This window comes from Amycolatopsis sp. NPDC000009, assembly GCF_055563465.1.
On the sequence record NZ_JBVHDI010000017.1, the window covers coordinates 42957 to 66248 of the forward strand.

The 23292-nt window shown below is 69.9% G+C and carries 20 protein-coding genes; 14 read left to right on the forward strand and 6 right to left on the reverse strand.

All coding sequences use genetic code 11. The features are described 5' to 3' along the window. Nucleotides 1-54 precede the first annotated feature (54 nt). Nucleotides 55-765 (forward strand): MerR family transcriptional regulator, encoded by a 711-nt coding sequence (locus ACZ3HL_RS33150; protein ID WP_465535293.1) that lies wholly within the window; start codon nucleotides 55-57, stop codon nucleotides 763-765. Nucleotides 766-781: 16 nt separating this feature from the next. On the opposite strand, the gene ACZ3HL_RS33155 is transcribed toward ACZ3HL_RS33150, so the two are convergent. Next, a complete protein-coding gene (locus ACZ3HL_RS33155; RefSeq protein WP_465535294.1) occupies nucleotides 782-1243 on the reverse strand; it encodes a peroxiredoxin in 462 nt (153 codons plus the stop codon). 110 nt (nucleotides 1244-1353) lie between these two features. On the opposite strand from ACZ3HL_RS33155, the gene ACZ3HL_RS33160 reads away from it, so the two are divergent. The 4 genes from ACZ3HL_RS33160 (at nucleotide 1354) to ACZ3HL_RS33175 (ending at nucleotide 5449) form a co-directional block, all read left to right on the forward strand. Further along, nucleotides 1354-2157 carry a class I SAM-dependent methyltransferase gene (locus ACZ3HL_RS33160; protein ID WP_465535295.1) on the forward strand — a complete coding sequence of 268 codons (804 nt, stop codon included), beginning with the start codon at nucleotides 1354-1356 and terminating at the stop codon, nucleotides 2155-2157. Between the two features lie 61 nt (nucleotides 2158-2218). Then, nucleotides 2219-3781: an adenylate/guanylate cyclase domain-containing protein gene (locus tag ACZ3HL_RS33165; protein ID WP_465535296.1), complete on the forward strand. Its 1563-nt coding sequence runs from the start codon at nucleotides 2219-2221 to the stop codon at nucleotides 3779-3781. Between the two features lie 213 nt (nucleotides 3782-3994). Then, nucleotides 3995-4666, forward strand: coding sequence for a papain-like cysteine protease family protein (locus tag ACZ3HL_RS33170; protein WP_465535297.1), 672 nt, complete (start codon nucleotides 3995-3997; stop codon nucleotides 4664-4666). A gap of 9 nt (nucleotides 4667-4675) precedes the next feature. Next, nucleotides 4676-5449, forward strand: coding sequence for a hypothetical protein (locus ACZ3HL_RS33175; RefSeq protein ID WP_465535298.1), 774 nt, complete (start codon nucleotides 4676-4678; stop codon nucleotides 5447-5449). Here ACZ3HL_RS33175 and ACZ3HL_RS33180 read toward each other — a convergent pair. Beyond that, the gene (locus ACZ3HL_RS33180; RefSeq protein WP_465412848.1) at nucleotides 5436-6350 is read right to left on the reverse strand and encodes a helix-turn-helix domain-containing protein; all 915 of its coding nucleotides are present in this window, start codon (nucleotides 6348-6350) and stop codon (nucleotides 5436-5438) included. The genes ACZ3HL_RS33175 and ACZ3HL_RS33180 overlap by 14 nt on opposite strands. Nucleotides 6351-6384: 34 nt before the next feature. On the opposite strand from ACZ3HL_RS33180, the gene ACZ3HL_RS33185 reads away from it, so the two are divergent. The 9 genes from ACZ3HL_RS33185 (at nucleotide 6385) to ACZ3HL_RS33225 (ending at nucleotide 14612) form a co-directional block, all read left to right on the forward strand. Continuing rightward, a complete protein-coding gene (locus tag ACZ3HL_RS33185; protein WP_465535299.1) occupies nucleotides 6385-7092 on the forward strand; it encodes a hypothetical protein in 708 nt (235 codons plus the stop codon). A 12-nt stretch (nucleotides 7093-7104) separates the two neighbouring features. Continuing rightward, complete coding sequence (locus ACZ3HL_RS33190) at nucleotides 7105-8181, forward strand: M20 family metallopeptidase (protein WP_465412854.1); 1077 nt, start codon at nucleotides 7105-7107, stop codon at nucleotides 8179-8181. A gap of 97 nt (nucleotides 8182-8278) precedes the next feature. Further along, nucleotides 8279-8551, forward strand: a complete 273-nt coding sequence (locus tag ACZ3HL_RS33195) for a hypothetical protein (RefSeq protein WP_034324749.1) — start codon at nucleotides 8279-8281, stop codon at nucleotides 8549-8551. A 46-nt stretch (nucleotides 8552-8597) separates the two neighbouring features. Next, the gene (gene glmS, locus ACZ3HL_RS33200; RefSeq protein ID WP_465412855.1) at nucleotides 8598-10418 is read left to right on the forward strand and encodes a glutamine--fructose-6-phosphate transaminase (isomerizing); all 1821 of its coding nucleotides are present in this window, start codon (nucleotides 8598-8600) and stop codon (nucleotides 10416-10418) included. 27 nt (nucleotides 10419-10445) lie between these two features. Next, nucleotides 10446-10799: a YciI family protein gene (locus tag ACZ3HL_RS33205; protein ID WP_465535300.1), complete on the forward strand. Its 354-nt coding sequence runs from the start codon at nucleotides 10446-10448 to the stop codon at nucleotides 10797-10799. Between the two features lie 5 nt (nucleotides 10800-10804). Further along, entirely contained in the window at nucleotides 10805-11986 is a 1182-nt protein-coding gene (locus ACZ3HL_RS33210) for an RNA polymerase sigma factor (RefSeq protein ID WP_465535301.1), read from the forward strand. Between the two features lie 143 nt (nucleotides 11987-12129). Further along, entirely contained in the window at nucleotides 12130-12891 is a 762-nt protein-coding gene (locus ACZ3HL_RS33215) for a DeoR/GlpR family DNA-binding transcription regulator (RefSeq protein ID WP_465535302.1), read from the forward strand. Next, entirely contained in the window at nucleotides 12888-13781 is an 894-nt protein-coding gene (locus ACZ3HL_RS33220) for a carbohydrate ABC transporter permease (RefSeq protein WP_465535303.1), read from the forward strand. Before ACZ3HL_RS33215 ends, ACZ3HL_RS33220 begins: the two co-directional genes overlap by 4 nt. A 3-nt stretch (nucleotides 13782-13784) precedes the next feature. Beyond that, complete coding sequence (locus ACZ3HL_RS33225) at nucleotides 13785-14612, forward strand: carbohydrate ABC transporter permease (RefSeq protein WP_465535304.1); 828 nt, start codon at nucleotides 13785-13787, stop codon at nucleotides 14610-14612. A gap of 433 nt (nucleotides 14613-15045) precedes the next feature. On the opposite strand, the gene ACZ3HL_RS33230 is transcribed toward ACZ3HL_RS33225, so the two are convergent. The 4 genes from ACZ3HL_RS33230 to ACZ3HL_RS33245 all read right to left on the reverse strand — a co-directional run bounded on the left by ACZ3HL_RS33230 (nucleotide 15046) and on the right by ACZ3HL_RS33245 (nucleotide 23290). Next, nucleotides 15046-16227 carry an HNH endonuclease signature motif containing protein gene (locus tag ACZ3HL_RS33230; protein ID WP_465535387.1) on the reverse strand — a complete coding sequence of 394 codons (1182 nt, stop codon included), beginning with the start codon at nucleotides 16225-16227 and terminating at the stop codon, nucleotides 15046-15048. Nucleotides 16228-17004: 777 nt separating this feature from the next. Beyond that, nucleotides 17005-18354: a GH1 family beta-glucosidase gene (locus ACZ3HL_RS33235; protein WP_465535305.1), complete on the reverse strand. Its 1350-nt coding sequence runs from the start codon at nucleotides 18352-18354 to the stop codon at nucleotides 17005-17007. Between the two features lie 11 nt (nucleotides 18355-18365). Continuing rightward, a complete protein-coding gene (locus ACZ3HL_RS33240; RefSeq protein ID WP_465412862.1) occupies nucleotides 18366-19625 on the reverse strand; it encodes an ABC transporter substrate-binding protein in 1260 nt (419 codons plus the stop codon). Nucleotides 19626-19645: 20 nt separating this feature from the next. After that, nucleotides 19646-23290 (reverse strand): BTAD domain-containing putative transcriptional regulator, encoded by a 3645-nt coding sequence (locus ACZ3HL_RS33245; protein ID WP_465535388.1) that lies wholly within the window; start codon nucleotides 23288-23290, stop codon nucleotides 19646-19648. Between the last annotated feature and the right edge of the window lie 2 nt (nucleotides 23291-23292).

Here is a 23292-nt window from a genome sequence, read left to right on the forward strand (position 1 = left end):
GCGTGGCATTAAAGTGCTTATGGAGGGTTCGAGTGGGTTTTCGACGGAGTGAAGGTGCCAAGTCTCAAATCGATGCGCACGGCGGAGGTCGCCCGCCTCGCGGGGTACTCCGTCCAGCAGGTGCGCAACCTCGAACGCGACGGCGTGCTCCCGGCGGCGTCGCGGACGGCCTCGGGCTACCGGAGCTACGGAGAGCTCCACCTCCGGTCCGCGCTGGCCTACCGCGCGCTCGCCGCCGGGGTGGGGCCGGTCGAGGCCAAGAAGATCGTCCGCGCCGTGCACCGGGATCCGCTCCCCGAGGTGCTCGCGCGCCTCGACGCCGCCCACGCCGGGCTCGACGCCGAACGTGCGGACCTCAGGGAGGCCAGGGAGGCGGTCCGGGTGATCTCCCGCGAGCCGATCGAAGACGTGCGCGGGTCGGACTCGATGAGCGTCTCCGAGCTCGCGTCGGCGCTCGGCGTGCGCCCTTCGACCCTGCGGCACTGGGACACGGAACGGCTCGTCGTCCCCGGCCGCGATCAGCGGGGAACGCGGCGGTACACCCCGTCCCAGGTGCGGGACGCGCGGATCGTGCAGCAGCTGCGGCTGGCCGGTTACCGGGTCGCGCCGCTCCGGGCCTTGATGCCGGAGCTGCGGCGCTCCCGGCGGCTGGAGGACGTCGCGTCCGCGCTCGCCGCCAGGGACGCCGGGATCGCGGCCCGTTCGCGGGCGCTTTTCGACGGCACCGCCGCGCTTTCCCTGGTGGTGCGGGGGACAGCGGGGTGAAGGCGCGTTCCGCACCTCAAGCGGTGGCCGCCCGTTCCCGCAGGGTCGCGAGCGCCTTGTCCGCGTGGACGTCGAACTTCAGCTCGCTCTTGATCACCGCGAGGATCCGGCGGTCGGTGTCGATCACGAAGGTGCGGCGTTTGGCGTGCAACGGGCTGAACCGGCGCCACACGCCGAACCGCTTCGCGACGATTCCGTCCACATCGGACAGAAGCGGATAGTCGAAGCCGTGCAGCGTGGAGAATTGCCGCTGCTTGGTGATCCCGTCCGGGCTGATCCCGACGCGGTGGGCGCCGACCTCACCGAATTCCGCGGCCAGGTCGCGGAAGTGACAGCTCTCGGCGGTGCATCCCCCGGTCATCGCGGCGGGGTAGAAGAACAGAACGACCGGGCCGGTGGACAGGAAGTCCGACAGCGTGCGGTCCCGGCCGGTGTCGTCGGGCAGGGTGAAGTCCGGCGCGAGCTCTCCTTGGTCCATGTCCGGTGTTCGGAGCCGTGGGCGCGCCGGATCGGTCTCAGCCGCGTGCGGCGCCCAGAAGTCCGTCGCAGCCGGGTTCGCAGAGGGCGCGGAACGGCTATCGTCGCGGCATGTCGTCTCGCGAAGTGGGAACCCAGCGCGCCTTCGACGCGGCCGCCGCCGATTTCGCCGCGCTCGGGCGGCATCTCTGGGAGCCGATCGGCGCCGCCACGGTGGCCGCCGCCGGAGTCCGTGAAGGGGACCGCGTCCTCGACGCCTGCTGCGGCACCGGGGCATCGGCGATTCCCGCGGCGCACGCTGTCGGCGCCGCGGGTGTGGTGGACGCGATCGACCTCTCCGGCCCGATGATCGGCGAACTGCGCCGCCTGTCGGCCGATCTGCCGCAGTTGCGCGCGCACGAGGCCGACGCGACGGCATGGGACACCGGCGGCTACGACGTCGTGCAATCCGCGCTCGGCATCTTCTTCTTTCCCGACATGACGGACGGTACGCAGCGGCTGATCGGCCGGGCCAGGTCCGGCGGCCGCGCCGTGTTCACCATCTGGCGCGGCGGGTCCATGGTGACGGCGGGCCGTCACCTCGGCCGCGCGGTCGCGGCGGTGACCGATTCCGCGCCGCCGCCGGAACGCGAGCCGAGTTTGATCGACCGCGTCGACCAAGCGGGCCCGTACGGCGACTGGCTTTCCGGACGGAATCTGTCCGATGTGGACGTCGTGGTGAACGAGCTGCGGCTGGCCATGACACCGGAGATCGCGTGGCTGGTCGTCATCGGCTCCGGATTCCGCGGGCTGCTCGACGGCCTCGAACCCGGCGTCGTCGAGCAGGTGCGTGAGCGCTACCTCGATTCCCTGCGGGCCGAGGGCGTGACCGAACTCGACGCCACCACGCTGATCGGCTCCGGCACCGTCCGCTGACGACCGCGTCCACTTCGGTGTACAGTCGTTCACTCAAACCGGGGTGAACGGCGGGACACGGGTGAGACCAGACAACGACTCCTCTGTTCGGGGCCGCGGGCAGGGGCCGTTCGGCTCCTGGCTGCTCGGCCCGCTCGACCAGGATTCGGCCGCGTTGCGCCGCCGCGTCCAGGGACTGCTCACCGGGACGCTGATCGCGACGAACGTCATCGGCGCCCTGGTCGTGGTCGGGCTGGCGGCGTTGCTCATGCCCGCCCCGGGCATGTCCGGTGACCTCGTCCGCGTGACCGCGATCGCGGTCCCCGTCTACGTGGTCTCCGCCGTCGTCGTCGGCGCGCTGTGGGGCACCCGCGGCGCGCTGCGGACCCTGCGCTGGGCCGCCGACGGCCGGACGCCGAGCGACGAGGAACGCGCGGCCAGCCTCCGCGTGCCGTTGCGCCTGACGCTGGTCCAGGCCGTGCTGTGGGGCATCGCGACCCTCGTTTTCGGTGTGCTCGCCGCGCTGGTGCAGCCGCGGGTCGTGCTCACCGAACTGCTCGTGGTCGCCTTCGCGGGGGTGGTCGTCTGCGCGATCGCCTACCTGGCCGGGGAGTTCATCCTGCGGCCGTACGCGGCCCTCGCCCTCGCGGGCACCTCGCCGGACCGGCCGCTCAGCGGCGGGGTCAATCTGCGGATGCTGTTGTTCTGGTGCCTCGGCACCGGGGTGCCGGTGGCCGGACTGGTGGTCACGGCGGTGCTGGCGTGGGTGCGCGGCGACGTGTCGACCACGAAGCTCGCCATCTCGGTCATCGCGCTCGGGCTCGTCGTGCTGGTCTTCGGCCTGCTGGTGACCGTGTTCACCGCCCGCGCCGTGGTGAACCCGATCCGGTCGGTCCAGCACGCGCTCGGCCGCGTCCGGGCCGGTGACTTCGCCGTGCAGATCCCGGTCTACGACGGCACCGAACTCGGTCTGCTGCAAGCGGGCTTCAACGGGATGGCCGTCGGTCTCGCCGAACGCGAACGTTTGCGGGACCTGTTCGGCAGGCACGTCGGCGAGGACGTCGCGAGCGAGGCGATGCGCACGTCGGCCGAACTCGGCGGCACGGTCCGGACGGTGTCGGTGTTGTTCGTCGATCTGATCGGTTCGACGGCGCTCGCCGCCAGCCGTCCGCCCGAAGAGGTCGTCGGCCTGCTCAACCGGTTCTTCGCGGTGGTGGTCGACGAGGTCGACCGCAACCACGGGCTGGTCAACAAGTTCGTCGGTGACGCGGCGCTGGCGATCTTCGGCGCGCCGGTACGGCAGGCTGACCACGCGACCCTCGCGCTGTCCGCCGGCCGGGCGATTTCGCAAAGGCTGGCCGCGGAGGTGCCCGAATGCCCGGCCGGGATCGGCGTGGCGACCGGTGAGGTGGTCGCCGGCAACGTCGGCGACCCGCGGCGGTTCGAGTACACGGTGATCGGCGACCCGGTCAATGAAGCCGCCCGGCTGACCGAACTGGCGAAGAACGTCGAAGCCCGGTTGCTCGCGTCATGGACGGCGATCGAGTCTGCGGCCGAGGACGAGGCCGCGCGGTGGAAGGCGACGGAGGACGTCGTCTTGCGGGGCCGCGCCCGGCCCACCACACTCGCGACCCCCAAGTCCTGACCCGTGGTGGATTCACAGCCTGTGTGAAGGGGCCGTGAATCTTGCGCCGCGGCCGTCGCCCCGCCGCCCGCGGACCCCGAGTCTCCTGGCACGCGAACGCGTCCCGGTCCTGTGAACGATCACAGCGGTTCCTTCGCGCCCGGTGCGGGCGTTGTTCCCGACGCCGGGGCGGCGCACGGTGATCTCCCCATCCCCGTGTCGAAGGAGACATCTGTGAAGAGTCTTTCGAGGGCCACGCTGGCCACCGGAGCCGCCGTCTTCGCGCTGAGCATGCTGCCCGCCACCGCTCTCGCTCAGCCCGGCGATGCCGGGGACCGGTCCAACGGCCTCGTCCAGACCCGGATCCACACCCAGGTGCGCGAGGTCGCGCCGGTGGCCGGGGCCGCGATGACGGTCGCCGCGACGTCGGCGTCCAAGCAGCTGAACTACACCCAGCAGGTGCAGCAGTACAACCAATGGTGCTGGGCGGCGGACGGTTCGAGCATCGAACGTTCGCAGGGCGGGACCGCCACCCAGGCCCAGTTCTGCGCCGCGGGCAAGGGTACGTCGGCCGGGTACTGCCCGAACCAGCCCGCCCAGATTCCCGAAATCATCCGCGGGTTCCGCGGGACCGGCTTCTCGGCGCAGGACGCGGGCGGGCCGATCGGCTTCAACTCGGTCGTCAGCCAGGTCGACTCCGGGATCCTGAACCTGACGGGGATCTATTGGACGTCCGGCGGCGGCCACGCCCAGGTGATCTACGGCTACGACTCGACCAGCCAGTCGATCATGGTGGGCGACCCGTGGCCGTCTTCCCCGCGTTACAAGACCTGGAACTACAACCAGTACCGGAGTAATGCCCAGTTCCGCTGGAACGACACCATCGTCAACATCCGGAAGGGCTGAGCGGCGGCCATGAACACGACCTGCCGGAAGTTCGCCGGGTGTCTCGCGGTGGCCGTCGCGACGTTGCTACCCGCCACTCCGCCCGCCATGGCGAGCGAAGGAGTCGCCCCGCCCTCGGCCGACGACCTCGCGGCCGCCGTGCGCGTCGCCGGGCAGCCCGACGCGATCGGTCTCGCGAGATCGAACTTCCGGCAGGTCGACCGGATCGAACCGCGACGGATCACCATGGGAGACAGGGGAATCCCGGTCTACACGCTCAATCCCGACTTCGTCAGGGGCATCGCCGGAGCGCCGGCCGGTGTGTTGAGTTCCATCGCCGTGACGGCCACCGCCGATTCCGGCCGGAAAGCCACCCTGCAGGCGATGCCCGACGGCCCGGGAAAGTGGGTCGCGGCGAGCGTGTTCTCCGGCAACGACGAAGAGACGTTGAGCGCGCGGCTGAAGCCCGGTTCGGTCCTGCTCAACGAGCCGCAGATCAACGGCTGGTACGAATTGGGCCACGGCGGCGTGGTGCTCCTGCGGGCGAGCCTGCCGCAGTCGCCGGTGGGGGCGTTCGTCCCGCTTACCGAGTACCAGCGGCAAGTGCAGGGCCGCTACGCCGACAAACTGCCGGGATCGGACTACCAGCGCCACCGAGGGATCGGCTTCACCCAGCAGGCGGTGCAGCCGCCCGGCGACAGCGGGCTTCCGGTCGCGATCGTGGCGGGCCTGATCGCCGCCGGGGCGGGCGCCGGTGTCGTGCTGGTCGCGATGTGGCGGAAGCGCCGCCTCACTCCCAGATGAGGTCGATCCCCGCGATCCCGACACCGAGATCCTCGAAGTAGGCGCTGACCGTCGCGCCCGGCCCGGGATGCAGGGGCTCGCTGACCACGGGGGCGAGTTCTTCGCGCTCTCGCACGGTTTTCACGCAGCGCGCGGGTATCGCGCCGTCGTCGAAACGCAGGCGGAGCAGGTACGCCGACATACGCGACCGCACCGTCCGGTGGAAGCAGGTCGAACGGACGGACGCGGCCAACCGCAAGGTGAACGCGAAGGTGTGCGTTTCCCCTTCGGCAAGACCACGGTCGAAGAGGAGCTCGAACACCATCCCCGGCGACGAGGCGCTCCGGCGTACTCGTCCTCTCCGGCAGCCATCGGTGGCGGACACCGTCGTCGCCTCCATGTCGGTGCCAGGCTCGTCCTGATGGGTCACCACGAAACCGTCGGCGCCGGGCTCCCGCGCCCGCACCACCATGGTCGAGCTGATCTCCGAGATCCGTCCTTCCCCGGTCATGGTCAGCACGTCGACGACCGTCACGACGTCGAGCTTCGCGTTTCCCACCGTGCCGGGGGGTTCGCTCAGTTCGTCCAGCAGTGAGCAGGTCTCGGCCCAGCTCTGCCGCAGCTCCGGCAACGAGGGCCTGCGGTCGTCGCCGGGAGACCGCCGCTGCGGGCCGATCAGGACGACGAGGCTGTCCGCGGGCAGACCCAGCACCGCTTCGAGCGCGCGGACGACGTCGAGCGAGCGCGGTGTCGACGGATGCCGGAGCCCGCGCTGCCAGTAGCTCAGGGTCGATTCGGCCACGGAAACGCCGCGTGCGGCCAGATGCGCGCGGATCCGGGACAGGGAAAGGCCGCGGTGCTCCACCGCTTCGGAAAGCGCACGGGGGAACGAACCGGATCTGACCTCGCGTTCCTGGTACATGGGCAACCCCCACTACGCCGGATTGGCGCAAAGCATGCGCAGTCCGGCGCCGGTCGGCAACCGCCTAAGGTCGAAAACCGGACTTTCAGGCGAATTCGAGCCGCAGGCTTTCGAGGCCGCGCAGCGTCACCTGTTTCACCCAGACCGGTTCCGCGGTCCGGTGGAAGGCGCGCCCGGCGCCGAGCAGCGCCTCGAACAGGGTGCGGCCCTCCAGCCGCGCCAGCGGGGCGCCGAGGCAGAAGTGAATGCCTTGTCCCAGCGCGAGATGCCTCGGCGAGGGACGGTCGACGTCGAAGCGGTCCGGGTCCTCGTACGCGCGCGGGTCGCGGTTCCCGGCAAGTCGGCAGTATCGGGCTCCTGGATTTCCTCGCCTATCTCGTGGCTGACCGTGCCGTTGTCGTTGGCGGTTTCCCTGTTGTTCGCGGGCACGCTCGTCGCCTCCTGGTCGGGGGTCACCCTCGGTGGGCTGATCGCACCGCCGTCGGCGTTGCCCGGCGCGGCCTTGATCGGCGTGGCCGTGTTGCTGGTTCCCGGTCTCGTATGGGCCGTCGTTCACCGGCTCCGGCTCGGTGAGGAACCACTTCACCGCTGTCTGCTCGCGGGCCTGCTCTATCCCGGATTCCTGGTGCTCGGTGTCGTCGCGACCTGGCGGGCGCTGTTCCGCGTGGTGGCCCGCCGCAACAGCTGGACCAAGACGGAACGCTTGAGCGAGGACGAGACCGTCCCCGCCGGAGTCGCCTGAGAAAGTACTCGCATGACTGTCGACGCGATGATCGAAGACCTCAGGACCCTCGTCGAGATCGAGTCGCCTTCGGGGGACATCGAGGCTTTGACCGCGTCGGCCGAGGCGGTCGCCGCTCTCGTCGAGGCGCGTCTCGGGGGAACGGCGGCCCTGGTCGAGAGTGCGGCGGGACCGCACGTCCGGTGGTCCGGCGGCGGTGAACCCCGCGTGCTGATCCTGGGGCATCACGACACCGTGTTCCCGGTCGGCACCCTGGCGCGGCGTCCGTTCGCGGTGACCGACGGCCGGGTGACCGGACCCGGGGTGTTCGACATGCTCGGCGGGCTGGTGCAGGCGATCCACGGGCTGGCCGCGCTCGACGACCTCTCCGGGGTCGAGATCCTGGTGACGGCCGATGAGGAAACGGGCTCGCACGCGTCTCGCGCGCTCATCGAGGAACGCGCTCGTGCGTGCGGCGCGGTGCTCGTGTTCGAAGGCGCGGCCGACGGTGGCGGGCTCAAGATCGGCCGCAAGGGCTGCGGCACGTTCGAAGTCGTCGTCACGGGCCGGGCGTCGCACGCCGGCCTCGAACCCGCGGCCGGGGTCAACGCGCTGACCGAAGCCGCGCACCAGGTGCTGGCGATCGCCGCGCTCGACCGGCCGGAGGCCGGGACCAGCGTCACTCCGACGGTCGCTTCGGCGGGAACGGCGAGCAACGTCGTGCCCGCGTCCGCGACCGTCGTGGTCGACGTGCGGGTCGAGACCACTGAGGAGAAGGAGCGGGTCGAAGCCGGGTTCGCCGCGCTCACCCCGCGCCTGCACGGGGCGGAAATCACCGTACGGGGCGGGATCCACCGGCCGCCGATGCCCGAGTCGGCCGCCGCGGACCTCTTCGCGGTCGCGGAACGGCTGCTGCCCGGCGTCGCCGGGGTGGCCGTCGGCGGCGGGAGCGACGGCAATCTCACGGCCGCGATCGGCGTGCCGACCCTCGACGGGCTCGGCGCCGTCGGCGGCGGCGCGCACGCGGATCACGAGTACCTGCTGGCCGGGTCGATGGCGGAACGAGCGGAGCTGACCGCCGGACTGGTGAAGGCGATCCTGGGCCGCTGACACCCTCCCCGCATTTAGTCGACTAACTACGAGAGGATAAAACGCCAGTTCTTGCCCGATTTCGGGCAAGAACTGGCGTTTCGATACGTCGATGTGCATGATGGGCTCCGTGGAGGACGCGGACATCGTCGAGCAGGTGGCCTTGTCGACGGGTCTGTCGACGGCCATCGCCGCCCGTGTCGTCGAGGACGTCCTGGCGTTCTACCGGCAGCCGGTCGAGCAGTACGTGCGAGAGCGGCATGCCCGGTTACAGGCCGAGGGCAGGAAGAACCCCGAGATCTTCCCTCGTATCGCCGGCGAGCTGAGCCGTCGTCTCGTCGCGCCTCCCGACCTGTCCGAGCGGCAACTGCGCCGCATCGTCTACGGCTGACGGAACACGCCCGTCCGTTTTCTTTCTTTTGTGAGGTTGACTCGTCATGTGCGGAATCGTCGGCTACATCGGCGGCCAGAACGCCGCCCCGATCCTGATCGAGGGGCTGACGCGGCTGGAGTACCGCGGCTACGACTCGGCCGGGATCTCCGTCCTCGGCGGTAAAGGCGCTCAGGTGCACCGCATCGTCGGGCGGGTGCGGAACCTGACGGCCGCGCTGCCCAAACGGCTCGCGGGCAAGGTCGGCATCGGGCACACGAGGTGGGCGACACACGGCCCGGCGACCGAGGCGAACGCCCATCCGCACGTCTCGGAGGACGGCCGGATCTCGGTGGTGCACAACGGGATCATCGACAACGCCGACGCGCTGCGCGAGCAGCTCACCCAGGCAGGGGTGACGCTGTCGTCCGAGACCGACACCGAGGTGCTCGCCCACCTGATCGCCCGGTCGGGCGCGAAGACACTGGAAGACGCGGTCGTCGAGGCCGTCTCCCGCGTCACAGGTACCTACGCCATCGCCGTGACCGACACGGGGCACCCCGACCGCGTCGTGGTCGCGCGGAACGGTTCGCCGCTGATCATCGGCGTCGGCGACCGGGAGATGTTCGTGGCCAGCGATCTGTCCGCGCTGGTCCGGCACACCTCGCAGGTGGTGCACCTCGACGACGGCGAGTTCGCCAGCGTCTCGGCCACCGGCTACCGCACCTTCACCGTCGACGAGAGCGACACCGGCAAGGCCGCGACGGCGATCGACATCCAGGCCGACGACCTCGACCTCGGCGGCCACAAGCACTACATGTACAAGGAGATCCAAGAGCAGCCGGAATGCCTGGAGCGGATGATCAGGGGACGGCTGGACGACCGGTTCGGAGTGTCCCGTTTGGACGGTCTGAACCTGACTCCCCGTGATCTGCGTGGTTTCGCGAGGGTGAAGATCCTCGGCTGCGGTTCGGCGTACTACGCGGGCCAGATCGGCGCCACCATGATCGAGGACCTGGCGCGGGTCCCGGCCGACGCGGAGGCCGCGTCCGAGTTCCGCTACCGCAACCCCATCATCGAAGCGGACACCCTCTACATCGCGGTCAGCCAGTCCGGCGAGACGGCGGACACCGCGTTCGCCGTGGAAGAGGTCAAGCGCAAGGGCGGCCGGGTGGTCGGCCTCGTGAACGTCGTCGGTTCGACGATCGCGCGGGCCTGCGACGGTGGCTTGTACCTGCACGCCGGCCCGGAGATCGCCGTCGCTTCGACCAAGGCGCTCACCAACATGGCCGTCGGGTTCGCGATGATCGCGCTGGCGCTGGGCCGTGTCCGCGATCTGTCCAACGCGGACGGGCAGCGTATCGTCGCGGCGCTCCGCGCGTTGCCGAAGCAGGTCGCCGCCATCGTCGAGGCGGAGGACCGGATCGCCGAGCACGCCAAGATCTGCGCGGACGCGCGGAGCCTGTTCTTCATCGGCCGGGTCCGCGGGTTCCCGGTGGCGCGGGAGGGCGCGCAGAAGTTCAAGGAGATCTCGTACCGGCACGCGGAGGCCTACCAGACCTCGGAGCTCAAGCACGGCCCGCTCGCGCTGATCGACGAGGAACTGCCGACGGTCGCGATCGTGCCGTCCGACGACCTCGCCGACCGCAACCTGGCCGCGATGCAGCAGATCAAGGCGCGCAAGGGACAGGTGCTGGCGATCACCCACGACGACGTGGACTTCGGCGATCTCGACGTGCCGCGGTTCGTGGTCCCGCGGTCGGAGCCGGAGCTCGACCCGATCCTGCTCACCATCCCGTTGCAGCTGCTGGCCTACCACGCGGCGCTGATCCTCGGCCACGACATCGACAAACCGCGTAACCTCGCGAAGTCCGTCACCGTGGAATGATCTCCTGAGCCGTCGAAGGGGTCCGTCATGAGGCAGTACCTGCTCGCCGTCCAGTTCGACGAGAGCGAACGGGAGGCGCCGGAGGAAGAGGTCCGGGCGATGCTGGCCAGGACGGGCAAGGTCACCGACGAGATGAAGGCCGCCGGGTCCTGGGTCTTCGTGGGCGGCCTGGAGCACTCGGACGTCTCCACGGTCGTCCGGCCCGCGGGCGGCAAGGTCACCATCACCGACGGGCCGTTCGCCGAGACGAAGGAACAGCTCGGCGGGTTCTGGGTGATCCAGGTCGAGGACCTCGACCAGGCGCTGGCCTGGGCGGAGAAATGCGCGCTCGCCTGCGGGCAGCCGATCGAGGTACGGCCGTTCGGCGATCCGTCGCGGTGACGCCGATGGATCTCGACGGGATCTACCGGGCGGAATACGGCCGGTGCGTGGCCACGCTGACCCGTCTCCTCGGCGACATCTCGCTCGCCGAGGAGGCGGTGCAGGACGCGTTCGCGACGGCGGTGGAGAAATGGGCGGAAACGCCGCCCAATCCGGGTGCGTGGATCGTCACCACCGCCCGGAACCGCGCGATCGACCGTCTTCGCCGGGAATCCACCCGCGAGGCCCGCCACGCCCAAGCGCTGCTCCTGCACTCGCCGGACGAGCCGCGGGAGCTGGGGCCGGTGCGCGACGACCAGCTCCGCATGATCTTCACCTGCTGCCATCCGGCGCTTTCGCCGCTCGCGCGGACCGCGCTCACCCTGCGCCTGATCGGCGGGCTGGAGGTGGGGGAGATCGCGCGGGCGTACCTCGTCCCGGAGCCGGGCGTGGCCCAGCGGATCGTCCGCGCGAAGAAGAAGATCCGCGACGCGGGCATCCCGTACCGAGTGCCGGGGAAGGGTGAACTGCCGGAACGGCTGGACTCGGTACTCACCGTGCTGTACCTGGTTTTCAACGAGGGGTACACGTCCACGTCTGGTGATCTGCTGCGGACGGACCTCTGCGTGGAGGCGGTGCGCCTGGCGAGGGCGCTCGCCGATCTGATGCCCGGCGAGCCGGAGGTGACCGGGCTGCTGGCGCTGCTCCTGCTCACCGAAGCCCGTCGCCCCGCGCGGGTCGGGCCTTCCGGTGAGCTGGTGGTGCTCGCGGAGCAGGACCGGTCGCTGTGGAACCGGGAACTGATCGCCGAGGGCCACGAACTGGTGCGGCGATGCCTGCGTCTCGACCGGCCGGGTCCGTATCAGGTGCAGGCGGCGATCAACGCCGTGCACACGGACGGCGACTCGACCGATTGGACACAGGTGCTGGCGCTCTACGACCAGCTGTGGCGGCTCGCCCCGACGCCCGTTGTCGCGCTCAACCGCGCGGTCGCCGTCGCCGAGGTACACGGTCCGGCGGCGGCGCTGGCCGGAATCGAGGGCCTGGACCTGCCCGGATACCACCATCTGCCCGCCACGCGGGCGAACCTGCTGTCCCGGCTCGGCCGGACCGCGGAAGCCGTGGCCGCCTACGACGAGGCGATCACCTTGGCCACCAACGACACGGAACGGGCCTTCCTGCGGGCCAAACGGGCAGTCCTGTCGTAGTTTCGGGCAACCGCCGGTGAAAACGCCGCGGCCATTGTGTCCTCAATGGACAGATCCCTTGGGTGAGGGGTTCCGTTGTCGGACCGGTGAGAAACCAACTATTGTCGCCATGACCGCTCATCCGCCAGGGCAGGAGGTGACCGTTGTACGCCGAAGAGCGGCAGCGCGCCATCCTCAAACAGGCGCGGCAGAACGGCCGGGTCGACGTGGCGACGCTCGCGGCGGCTTTCGAGATCACCAGCGAGACCGTCCGCCGTGACCTGACGGCGCTGGAGCGCAGCGGAGTGGTGCGGCGGGTGCACGGCGGCGCGATCCCCGTGGAGCGGCTGGGCATCGAGCCGGGACTCGACGCCCGCGACGCGGTGATGAGCGTGGAGAAGGACCGTATCGCCGCCGCGGCGCTGGAACAGATCCCCGACGGGGGCGCGATCCTGCTGGACGCGGGCACCACGGTGGCCAGGTTGGCGAACCTCGTTCCCGCCGATCGCGGGCTGACCGTGGTCACCCCTTCCCTGCCGAACGCGTTCACGCTCGCCAACCGGCCCGGCGTCACGCTGATGCTGGTCGGGGGAAGGCTGCGTGGCCACGCGATGGCATCGGTCGACGGCTGGGCGCTCGACGCCCTCAAGGACACCTTCGTCGACGTCGCTTTCCTCGGTACCAACGGTCTTTCCGTCGAGCGGGGGCTCACCACCCCGGACACCGCCGAGGCGATGGTGAAGCGCGCGGCCATCGCGTCCGCCCGGCGGACGGTGCTGCTGGCCGATCACACGAAGATCGGCGACGACCATTTCGCCCGGTTCGGGGGCCTTTGTGACGTCGACACCCTGATCACCGACAGTGGCGCCGAACCCCGGGAGATCGACGACATCAGCCTGGCGGGCGTCAAGGTGATCATCGTTTGAAGCGTACGGGCGAGCGGCTCGCCGGATACCTGATGACCGCGCCGTTCTACGTCCTCTTCGGCGTGTTCGGCCTTTTTCCGTTGCTCTACACCGCCTGGGTGGCGCTGCACCATTGGCATCTGGTCAACGGTGACACCGGGTTCGCCGGTCTCGGCAATTTCGCCGTCCTGCTCCAGGATCCGTATTTCTACAACGCGCTCTTCAACACGGTCAGCATCTTCGTCCTCTCGACCGTCCCGCAACTGCTGGCCGCGCTCGGGCTCGCCGCGCTCCTCGACCGTCCCTTGCGGGCGCGGACCCTGTGGCGGGCGAGTGTGCTGTTGCCCAACGTCGTCTCGGTGGTCGCGGTGGCGCTGGTGTTCGGTCAGCTGTTCGCCGAGGACTACGGCGTCGTCAACTGGGCGCTGGGCCTGGTGGGGATCGATCCGGTGGACTGGCGTTCGGACCGCTTCGCCTCGCACGTCGCGGTGAGCACGATGGTGATGTGGCGCTGGACCGGCTACAACGCGCTGCTCTATCTCGCGGCCATGCAGTCCGTGCCGCAGGAACGCTATGACGCCGCGATGCTCGACGGTGCCTCGCGCTGGCGGACCTTCTGGGCCATCACCGTGCCCGCGATCCGCCCCACCATCGCCTTCACCGTCGTCGTCTCGACCATCGGCGGGTTGCAGCTGTTCGCCGAGCCGCAGCTGTTCGACGACACCGGCGTCAACGGGACGGGCGGCGCCGACCGGCAGTTCCAGACCCTCGCCATGTACCTGTACGAAAAGGGGTTCGGCGAGTTCGACACCGGATACGCGGCGGCCATCGCGTGGTTGCTGTTCCTGTGCTCGGCCGTGTTCGCGCTGGTCAACTTCTCACTCGTGCGCCGCATGCGGGGCGGTGAGTGACTCGTGGCGGCCAGGGAACGGACCGGCTTCGTCGTCTACGGGCTGTTGCTCGCCGTCGGTGTCGCTTCGATCTTCCCGCTGTACTGGTCGTTCGTGGTGTCCTCGAAGGACAATTCGGCCCTCGGTGAGACCACGCCGCCGCTGCTGCCCGGCGGCAACCTGGTCGAGAACGTGGGCAGGGTCTTCGGGACCGTCGATTTCTGGCTGGCGATGCAGAACTCGCTGATCGTCGCCGGCACGGTGACCGTTTCGAACGTGCTGCTCTCCAGTATGGCCGGGTTCGCCTTCGCGCGGCTGCGCTTCCCGGGCCGGGACTCGCTCTTCCTCGTGGTCATCGGCACCGCCATGGTGCCCGCCCAGCTCGGCGTCATCCCGCTCTACCTCGTGGTCGGCGAACTCGGCTGGTACGGACGGCTGGAGGCGGTGATCGTGCCGGGGCTGGTCGGCGCGTTCAGCGTGTTCTGGATGCGGCAGGCGTGCGAAGAGGCGATCCCCGGCGAACTGCTCGACGCCGGACGCGTCGACGGCTGTTCGACGGTGCGGCTGTTCTGGCATGTCGCCATGCCCGCCATCCGCCCTCAGGCCGCCGTGCTCGCGATGCTGACGTTCATGACCGCGTGGAACGACTTCTTCTGGCCGCTGATCGTGCTCGACCCCAACGCGCATCCGACCGTCCAGGTGGCGCTGTCGCGGCTGGCGAGCGGCTACTTCACCGACTACTCGCTGATGCTCACCGCGGCCACGATCGGTGTGCTGCCCGTGATCGTGCTGTTCATCCTGCTGGCCAGGAAGGTGGTCGACGGCGTGATGCGAGGCGCGCCGCGGGCCTGACCGCGATGGTCGTGGTGGGGTCCCGGGTTTTGCGGTCGGGTCCTTTTCGGTGGTTCAGGCCGGGCGGTGCCGTTTTTCGGCGACGACAGCTTGTCGTATAGCTGTGTGGCCGTGGTTGGGTTGAAGTTCCTGGTTCTGCGGTCGGGCTGTGGCTGCTTCGGCGTTGTCGATGGGTGGCAAGGGGTTCCGCGGTTGCTGGCTGGCCGGCCTATGGCGTGGTCGCGAGTGGACTTCAGCCCGGGCGATGCCGTTTTTCGGCGACGACAGGTTGCTGTGTAGACGTGTGGCGCGTTGCGGCCGCGGTCGCGTTGAGGTTTGTGGTCGGTATGTCGATGGGTGGCGTGCGGTTCGACCGCTGGTGCCAGGTCGGCCCGCGGCATGATCGCGAGCGGACTTCAGTCCGGCCGTACCGTTGCCGGTTTTCGACGATGGCTCAGAACGGTGGTTTCTCGGTGCGGGGTTCATGTAATGGCGGTGGTGTGCTGTCGTAGGTTCGCCCCGTGGGTGTGGTGATGGTGAGGGTGCCGTCCGACGTGAGCCGATAGATCCAGCCGGGTTCGTCTTTCAAGCGGTGGTCGCGGCGGCAGAGGTCGACCAGGTCGGTGTCGGCGGTGTGGCCGCCGTGTTGCCAGGGCACCGTATGGTCGAGATCGCAGGCTTGGGCGACACGGTAGCAGCCGGGTCTTCGGCATTCTCGGTCCCGGACCCGCACGAACTCATCGAGACCTGCCGTGGGCCGATATCGGTCCCGGCCGAGGTCGAGTACTTGTCCGGAGAGGGGGTCGGTGATGATCCGCCGCAGCACCGTGTCCGGCCCGGACGCGATCTGCCGGGCCAGCGACGCCGGGATGTGCCCGTGCCCGGCCAGCTCCGCGGGATCCTCGTTCACCCCCAGATAGGTGCTGAGGTCCATGTAGAGGAACACTTCGGACCGTTCGCTCTTGCCGCCTTGGCCGCCGAGCAGGAGGTCGAGAGCGATGTCGGCGCGCAGCTGATCGAGGGTGCGGGTCTCCCCGCCCGTTCTGAGGGCGCGGGCTTCGCGGTCGATCCGTGTGTAGGCGGCGGCGACTTTCTCCACCGGCCCGTCCTCGACCTCGATCGAGGCGACCCCGGTCTCACCTTGCCGGATCGACAACCGGCGCCCGGCGCGGTGCCGTTCCACACGGCGGGCCGCGCCGTCGCGGTCGGCCATCATCGCCGCGTGATTCGCCGCCTTCCGGATCTGGTCCGAGTTCTTGTCCGGCAGGCGGTCTTCCAGGACCTTGTCCACCGCGCGGGCGTCGTCGTCGGACAGCCACGCGGTCGCGGTGGCGACCTTCATCGCCCCGTAACCACCCACCTGCCCGCGATCCAGCAATCCCAGCGTCCGCGGCAGGCGGCTGGTCAGCGCCGCGGCCGTGGAGACCAGACCGGCCGCGTGACCGTCTACAACAGACAGTGCGAATGCGACTTCCTGCGTCACACTCGACGCGCCGTCGCGGTGCCTGTTCAGTTGCGCTAGCGCGCGGAACCGGACCGCTTCCAGCCGTGCGATCCCCTCCGACGCCGCCACGGCAGCGTCGACAGCATCCTTGTCCTCCAACGAATCCAGCGCGTCATTGACCTCCCGGAGCATGTCAGAAGAGGTGATTTCCTTGAGTAGCGCCACAATGGCGTTGCGTGTGTCCACATACAGAAGCTACAACCGACCACCGACAGTTTCCGGTGCCTGTGCGTCGTCGTTTCTCGGCATCATCTTGCGGGAGCCTGTTGTGTGTAGCTATGTCCGTGTAGGGGCTCGTTGTTTGTGCGAGGTTGTGTCTGTGCGCTCGACTTGTGTCCGGCTGCCGACAGTTCCCGGCGGCAGTGTGTCGTCGTTTTCCGGCAACGCCTTGTTGATGCCTGCTGTGTGTCGCCAGATCCGCGTAGGTTGGGTGCTCGTTGCTGCGTGAGAGGCCGTGTCTGCGCGCTCAACTTGTATCCGGTCGGCGGCAGTTCTCGGTGCCTGTGTGTCGTCGGTTTCGGGCGTCACCTGGCTGATGCTCGTTGCGTGCCAACGCATCCGCGTAGGGCGGCATGTTGCTGCTTGCGAGGTCGTCGCCGCACGCACAACGTACGACCGGCCACCGACAGTTCCCGACGCCAGTGCGTCGCCATTTTTCGGCAACATCTTGCGGGAGCCTGTTGTGTGTCGCCATGTCCGCGGAGGGGCTCGCTGTTTGCGAGAGGTCGCATCCACACGCACAACGTACGACCGGCCACCGACAGTTCCCGACGCCAGGGCGTCGTCGTTTTCCGGCAACACCTGGCTGATACCGCATCCGCGGAGGGGGCTCGTTGCTGCGCGCGAGGTCGTATCCATACGCACCGGCCGCCGAAAGTCCCCGACGCCAGTGCGTCGGCAACACCCGAACTAAAGCCCGTTGCGTGCCACCACATCCGCATAGAACCGCGCGCTGTCCTTGAGTACTCGTTCCTGCGTGTCGAAGTCGACGTGCACGAGGCCGAACCGTTGCGTGTACCCCATCGCCCACTCGAAGTTGTCCAGCAGCGACCAGGCCATGTAGCCGCGGACGTCGGCGCCGCGTTCGATCGCGTCGTGCACGGCGGCGAGGTGTTCGGCGAAGTATCGCACGCGTTTCTCGTCGTGCACCCGCCCATCGAGGACCTCGTCCTCGAAGGCGGCACCGTTTTCCGCGATCACGAGCGGCAGTCCGGGGCAGTGTTCGTGCAGCCACAGCAACAGATCGGTGAACGACGAGGGCCGCTGTTCCCAGCCGAGAGAGGTCAGGTCGCCGCGGGGCGGCTGGACGTCCATTCCGCGGAGGCCGGGTAGCGGGCAGTTGCTGTCGGCCTCGGGATCTTCGAGCGGGACAGCGCGGGCGGGCGCGTAGTAGTTGACGCCGAGGACGTCCAGCGGCTGCGCGATGATCTCCAGATCACCGTCGGCGATCGCCGGTTCCAGTGTGCCGAGATGCGCCAGATCCGCCAGCAGTTCGGGTGGATAGCCGCGGCCCAGCAAGGGGTCGAGGAAGAACCTGTTGTGCAGGAAGTCGAATTTGCGCGCGGCCTCGCGGTGCGCGGCGTCGTCCACGTCGGTCAGCACCGGGGCGAAGTTGAGCACGATGGACACTTCCTGCTCGCCGCCACCGGACCGCAGCGCCTGCGCGGCCTTGCCGTGCGCGAGCAGGAGATGGTGCCCGGCGACCAGTGCCGCGCCCTCGTCCTTGAGGCCCGGCGCGTGATCACCGTTGCCGTAGCCGATGAAGGCGGCGCAGAACGGTTCGTTGATCGTGGTCCACTGCCGCACCCGGTCCCCGAGTACATTGTGGACGGTCAGTGCGTAGTCGGCGAAAAGGCTCGCGACGTCGCGAGCCGGCCAGCCGCCTTCCGCTTGCAGCGCTTCCGGTAGATCCCAGTGGTAGAGCGTCACCATCGGGGTGATCCCGTGCTCCAGCACCGTGTCGACAAGACGATCGTAGAAGGCGAGGCCTCGTGGCTCGACCGTGCGGCCGTCCGGCATGACCCGCGGCCACGCGACGGAGAACCGGTAATGCGGCACGCCGAGCCCGCTCAGCAGCCCGATGTCCTCACGGTAACGCCGGTAGTGGTCGCAAGCCGGGTCGCCGGTGGCCAGGCCCGGCCGTGCGGTGAAAGTGTCCCAAATGGACGGTCCGCGGCCGTCCGCCGTCGTCGAGCCCTCGATCTGGTAGGCCGCCGTGGCCGTGCCCCAGCGGAACCCGGCCGGAAACCTGCGTGTCACGCCATCCCCGCTCAGTTGGCGGCCGCGGCGCGGCCTTCGGTCGCGGCCTGGCTCCATGCCTCCTCGAGCGACTGCTTCCCTTCTTCGACGCGGCCCAGCGCGTGCCCGTACACCGGGCGCACCTCGCCGTCGCGCAGCCCGCGGTAGTTCGGCCGCAAGGCCTCGGCGGAGGCCGCGAAGATCTTGCCGATCGGCGCGCCGCTGAAGTACTGGCTGGTGTGGGAAAGCACGGCGGGGTCCTGGTACGCGCCCAGCGCGCTCGGCAGCAGCCCGCTTTCCAGGAAGATCCGTTTCTGCTGTTCGGGCGCGGTGAGCCAGACGGCGAGGTCGTAGGCCTCCTTGCGGTGTGCGCCCTGCTTCGGGACGGTCAGGAACGAGCCGCCCCAGTTGCCCGCCTTGCCCGGAACCGAAGTGACGTCCCATTTGCCCGCGAGCTCCGGTCCGCCCGCCTCTTCGATCTGGGTGAGCATCCACGCGGGGCAGGTGATGGCGGCGAACCGGCTCTGCTTGATCGCCACCGTCCACGGCTGGGTGAAGGTGGTGACCGCGGCCGTCTCCTTCTTCAGCGCCATCCCGCCAGCCAGTTCGAAGGCCTTGCGCACGTTGGGGTTCGTGTCGGCGATGAACCGCTCGTCCTTGGCGAAGTAGTTCTCCTGCGCCTGGTTGAGCATCGCCGTGTAGACGGTGCCCGCCGAGTCGGCGAATTTGACGTCGTCCGGCGCCTTGGCGCTGAACCGCTCACCGGTCTCGGCGAACTTCTCCCACGTCGGCCACAGCGCGGCCACCTGGTCCCGGTCGGCAGGCAGACCGGCGTTCGCGAACAGGTCGCGCCGGTAGCAGAGGGCGAGGCTGCCCATGTCGGTGCCGAGGCCCATCACGAATTTCCCGTTTTCGGCGGTGCCCTGGTCCCATTTCCAGGCAGGCCAGTGCTCGCGGAGGCTCTGCGCGCCGAACTCGGACAGGTCGCTGAACTTGTCCGTCGACTGGCGGAACTTGGGGAGGTACTGCTCCTCGATCGCCACGACGTCCGCGCTGCCACGCCCGGCGCCGAGCCCGGTGGCGAGCTGGCGGTGATGCGTTTCGAAGTCGGCGACCCGGCCCTCGACGGTGATCCCCGGATGGGACTTCTCGTACTCGTCGAAGAGCTTCTCGTACCCGAACTCGCCGAACGTGGCGACGGTGAGTTTGATCCGGCCGCCGGCTTCCGGCGTGCCCGAACAGCCGCTGAGCAGCAGCACGAGAGCCGTCAATCCGGCCAGTACGCGGGTCATGGTTCTCCTCGGTCGTGCGGTCACGCGAGTCGTCTCGGCAGCTGGTCGCCGACGGTCAGCCGGGAATCGGCGTGCAGTTTGGTCAGGACCCTGGACACCAGCGACTGCACCGTCCGCCGCGGCAGGCTCAGCTCGGCGGCGATCTCCGGGTTCGACAGCTTCGCCGCCACCAGCCGCGCGACCTGCAGCTCCAGCGGCGACAGCGCCCCGCTGTGCCGGGGACTCCGCTCGGCGCGGCTCAGCACGCCGTAGCGGCGCAGCCTGCTCTCCGCCCGGCGGATGCTCCAGGTGGCCCCGACGTCGCCGAGCACCTCGCACGCTTCGGTGAGCGAACGCGTCGCCGCTTCGAGGTAACCGGCGCGGCCGAGCAGTTCGGCGGCGTCCTCCAGGGCGGCCGCTAGTTCGATCGGGCGGTCGACCTCGCGGTAGTGATCGGCCGCGGCCAGCATGCCGTCGGGGTCGCCGTCGATCAGCGACCGGCACCGGAGCGCGGCCGCGGTCGCCCTGGCGGGGACGGTCTCCTGGCTCGCTTCCTCGGTGCAGACGGCGAGCGCTTCCCTTGCGACGGCGTCCTTCCCGGCGGCGAGCGCGACGCGGACGACGTCGGGAAGCCATTGGTGACGCAGCATCATCCGGGCGTAGTCGGGGCGCAGCACCGGCGCGATGAGCCGCAGCGCGTCGTCGAGTTCGCCGCGCTGTTCGGCGGCCATCGCCTGCGCCGCCAGGTAGAAGTCGCAGCTCTCGCGCTCGGAAGAGTTCGACGGCGAGTGCGCCTCGGCCGCTTCGAGATGCGCGCGGACGGCGACGCGTTCGTCGCGGTGGCCGGCGATGAGGGCGGCGACCCCGTGCAGCAGCAGGGCGGCGGCGCCCGGCTCGCGGACGCCGTAGAAGGTGATCGCCGGGCCGTCCTCGGTGACCGAGTCCAGTTCGGCCAGCGCCTCGTCCCACCGGCCGGTCCAGTAGTAGTGCACGGCCGCCGAGACCTGAGGCCCGGTGGGCAGGCCGTGCCGCGCGGCCGTCTCGTACCCGGCGCGCAGCGTGGCGTCGGCCTCGCTCAGCCGGTCGAGGTTCTGCAGGGTGAACAGGCGGTTGTCGAGCAGGTCGAACCGCAGCGTCGCCAGGTCGGCCTCGTCGCCCGTGGTCTCCAGCGCCGCGTCGATCGCGGTCAGCGCCCGGTCGTGCTCGCGGCGGATCGAATGCACGAGCCACAACGTCTGCTGCGCGTGCGCGGCGGGGTAACGCTCGGTCGCTTCGGCGTGCAGGGCCCGTGCGATCCGTTCGGTCTCGTCGAGATCGGCGAGCGTGCCGCGCCGGAAGTTGGCGAGCAGCGTCCGGGTGCTGGTGCGCCACAGCTCCGGCATCGACGGGTCGTCCGCGGTGTCGCCGAGCGCCTCGATCGCACCCGGTGTGTCGCCCCGGCGATACCGCAGCGCGGCGACGAAATGCCGCATCTGCGCCAGATCCGCCTTGTCGGTGACGATCTTCACCGCCTGTTCGGCTTCCGCCTCCGGAGCCAGTTCGAGCCGGAACAGCACACGGACCAGCGCGGCGATCAGCGTCTTCCGCTGCTCGCCGGTGGGCACCGTGCTGTCGAGCGCGCCGCGGAGCAGGTCGGCCGCGATATGCGGAGCCCGGTTGGACACCGCGACGTGGTTGGCGGTGAGCCAGCCCGCCAGCCACGGGTCGAACGGCACCGGCCCGGCCGCCAGCTGCTCGGCGACCCGTTTGATCGGCGCGCCCGCCCGCGCGAGCGATTCGGCGGCGCGCCGGTGCAACGCGGCGCGGACCGGTTCGGCGATGGCACCGTAGAGCGCCTGCCGCTGGAATGGATGGTGGAAGGCGAGTTTGTCGCCGGCGTACTCGATGACGCCCGCGGTGATGGCGGGCTCCAGCTCCCGCAGGACCTCCAGCGGACCCTTTTCCGCCAGCGCGGCCAGGTCCTCGACGGCGAACTCCGCGCCCAGCAGCGAGGCGGTCCGCAGGATCTCGGTCGTGGCGGGGTCGAGGCATTCCAGCGTCCTGGCCACCGCCGCCAGCAGCGACCTCGGCGCGTTCTCAGTGCCGTCCAGCGTCACCTCGGCCACGCCGTCCTTGATCCGCAACGAGCCGGTGCGGACCAGATCGTGCGCGATTTCCCTGGCGTAGAGCGGATTTCCGGCCGCGCGCCGGACCAGCGGGCGCAGGCTCGGCCCGAGCCCGGCGCCGAGGACCACCTCGAACACGGCGGCGACGTCGTCGTCGGTCAGCACCTCGACCGGCATGATCTCGCCCTCCCTCGCCTCGATCCCGCGACGGAGCTGGGCGAGGTCGCGGCGGCCGTGCCCGGTACGCGTGGCGGCCACCAGCAGGAGCGGCAGCTGACGGGTGGCGGCGGCCAGCCGCTGCCACAGCAGCACACTCGCCTCGTCCGCCCAGTGGAGGTCGTCGATCACCAGTACCAGCGGGCCGGCCGCGCAGGTCTCGTCGACCAGCGCCAGCAATTTGTCCACAGTGGACAGGATCGGGTCGGCGGGGCCCCAGTTCCCGTGCGCGGGTTCGGCGTGCAGCTCGCCGGCCAGCTTCGCCTTGGCCGGATCCGCCGCGCCGTGGTGCACCCCGAGGCATTCCATGATCACCTGCAGCGGGAACCGTTGCCGCAGCTCGTCGGCCGCGGTCCAGGCCAGCTGACAGCCCCGCGCCGCGGCGCCCGACAGCCCGGCGATCAGCAGTTCGGATTTGCCGATACCCGGTTCGCCTTCGAGCCAGACCGGGCGGCCGCGGCCGGCGAGCACGTCCGTGACGAAGCCGTCCAGCCGCTCGACCTCCCGGGCACGTCCGGGCAGCGGGCACTGGCCGCCGCGTTCGATCGCCTTGGCGACCGGCGGTGGCACGACGCGGACCGGAACCGGTTTCGGCCGGGTGACCGGTTTTTCGCTGCCGTCCAGGATGCGTTGATGCAGATCACGCAGCGGCGCACCGGGTTCGACGCCGAGTTCGTCCCGCAGTATCCGCCTGGCCTCGCGGTACGCGCTGAGCGCTTCGATCGGCCGCCCGCTGGCGTGCAGGGCGCGCATGAGCGTCTCGTGCAACGACTCGCGCAACGGGTGCCGCTGCACCAGCGCGGTCAGTTCGGCCACCACTTCGCGATGGTCACCGATGCCGAGCAGGGCCGCGGCGCGCAGTTCGGTGGCGGTGAGCTGGAGTTCGGTGAGCCGGACGCGTTCCGCTTCGGCGAACGGGCCCGGCACTCCGGAGTACGCCTCGCCGCGCCAGAGACCGAGCGCGGTGGTGAGCCTGGCGGCCGCGCCCCGCTGATCGGGGTGCGCGAGCAGTCGCCGGGCGGCCGCGGCGTCCTGTTCGAATCGGCTGACGTCGAGCTCGTCCCGGTCCAACCGCAGTACGTAGCTCGACCCGGACGAGCTCAGGACCTCGTGCGCGTCACCGCCCGCCTTGCGGATCGCCCCGCGCAGACCGGAGACGTAGGTGTGGACGCTGCCGGCGGCGCTGGCGGGCGCCGACTCGCCCCAGACGCCGGAGATCAGTTCGCCGAGGGAGATCGCCTGGCCGTGACGCGCCGCGAGGGTGGCGAAGACCGCGCGCTGCCGGGCGGGCCCGAGCTTCAGCTCGACGTCGTCGAGCCAGGCACGAGGCGGCCCGAGCAGCTCGACGCGCAGCCCGTTCGTCACGC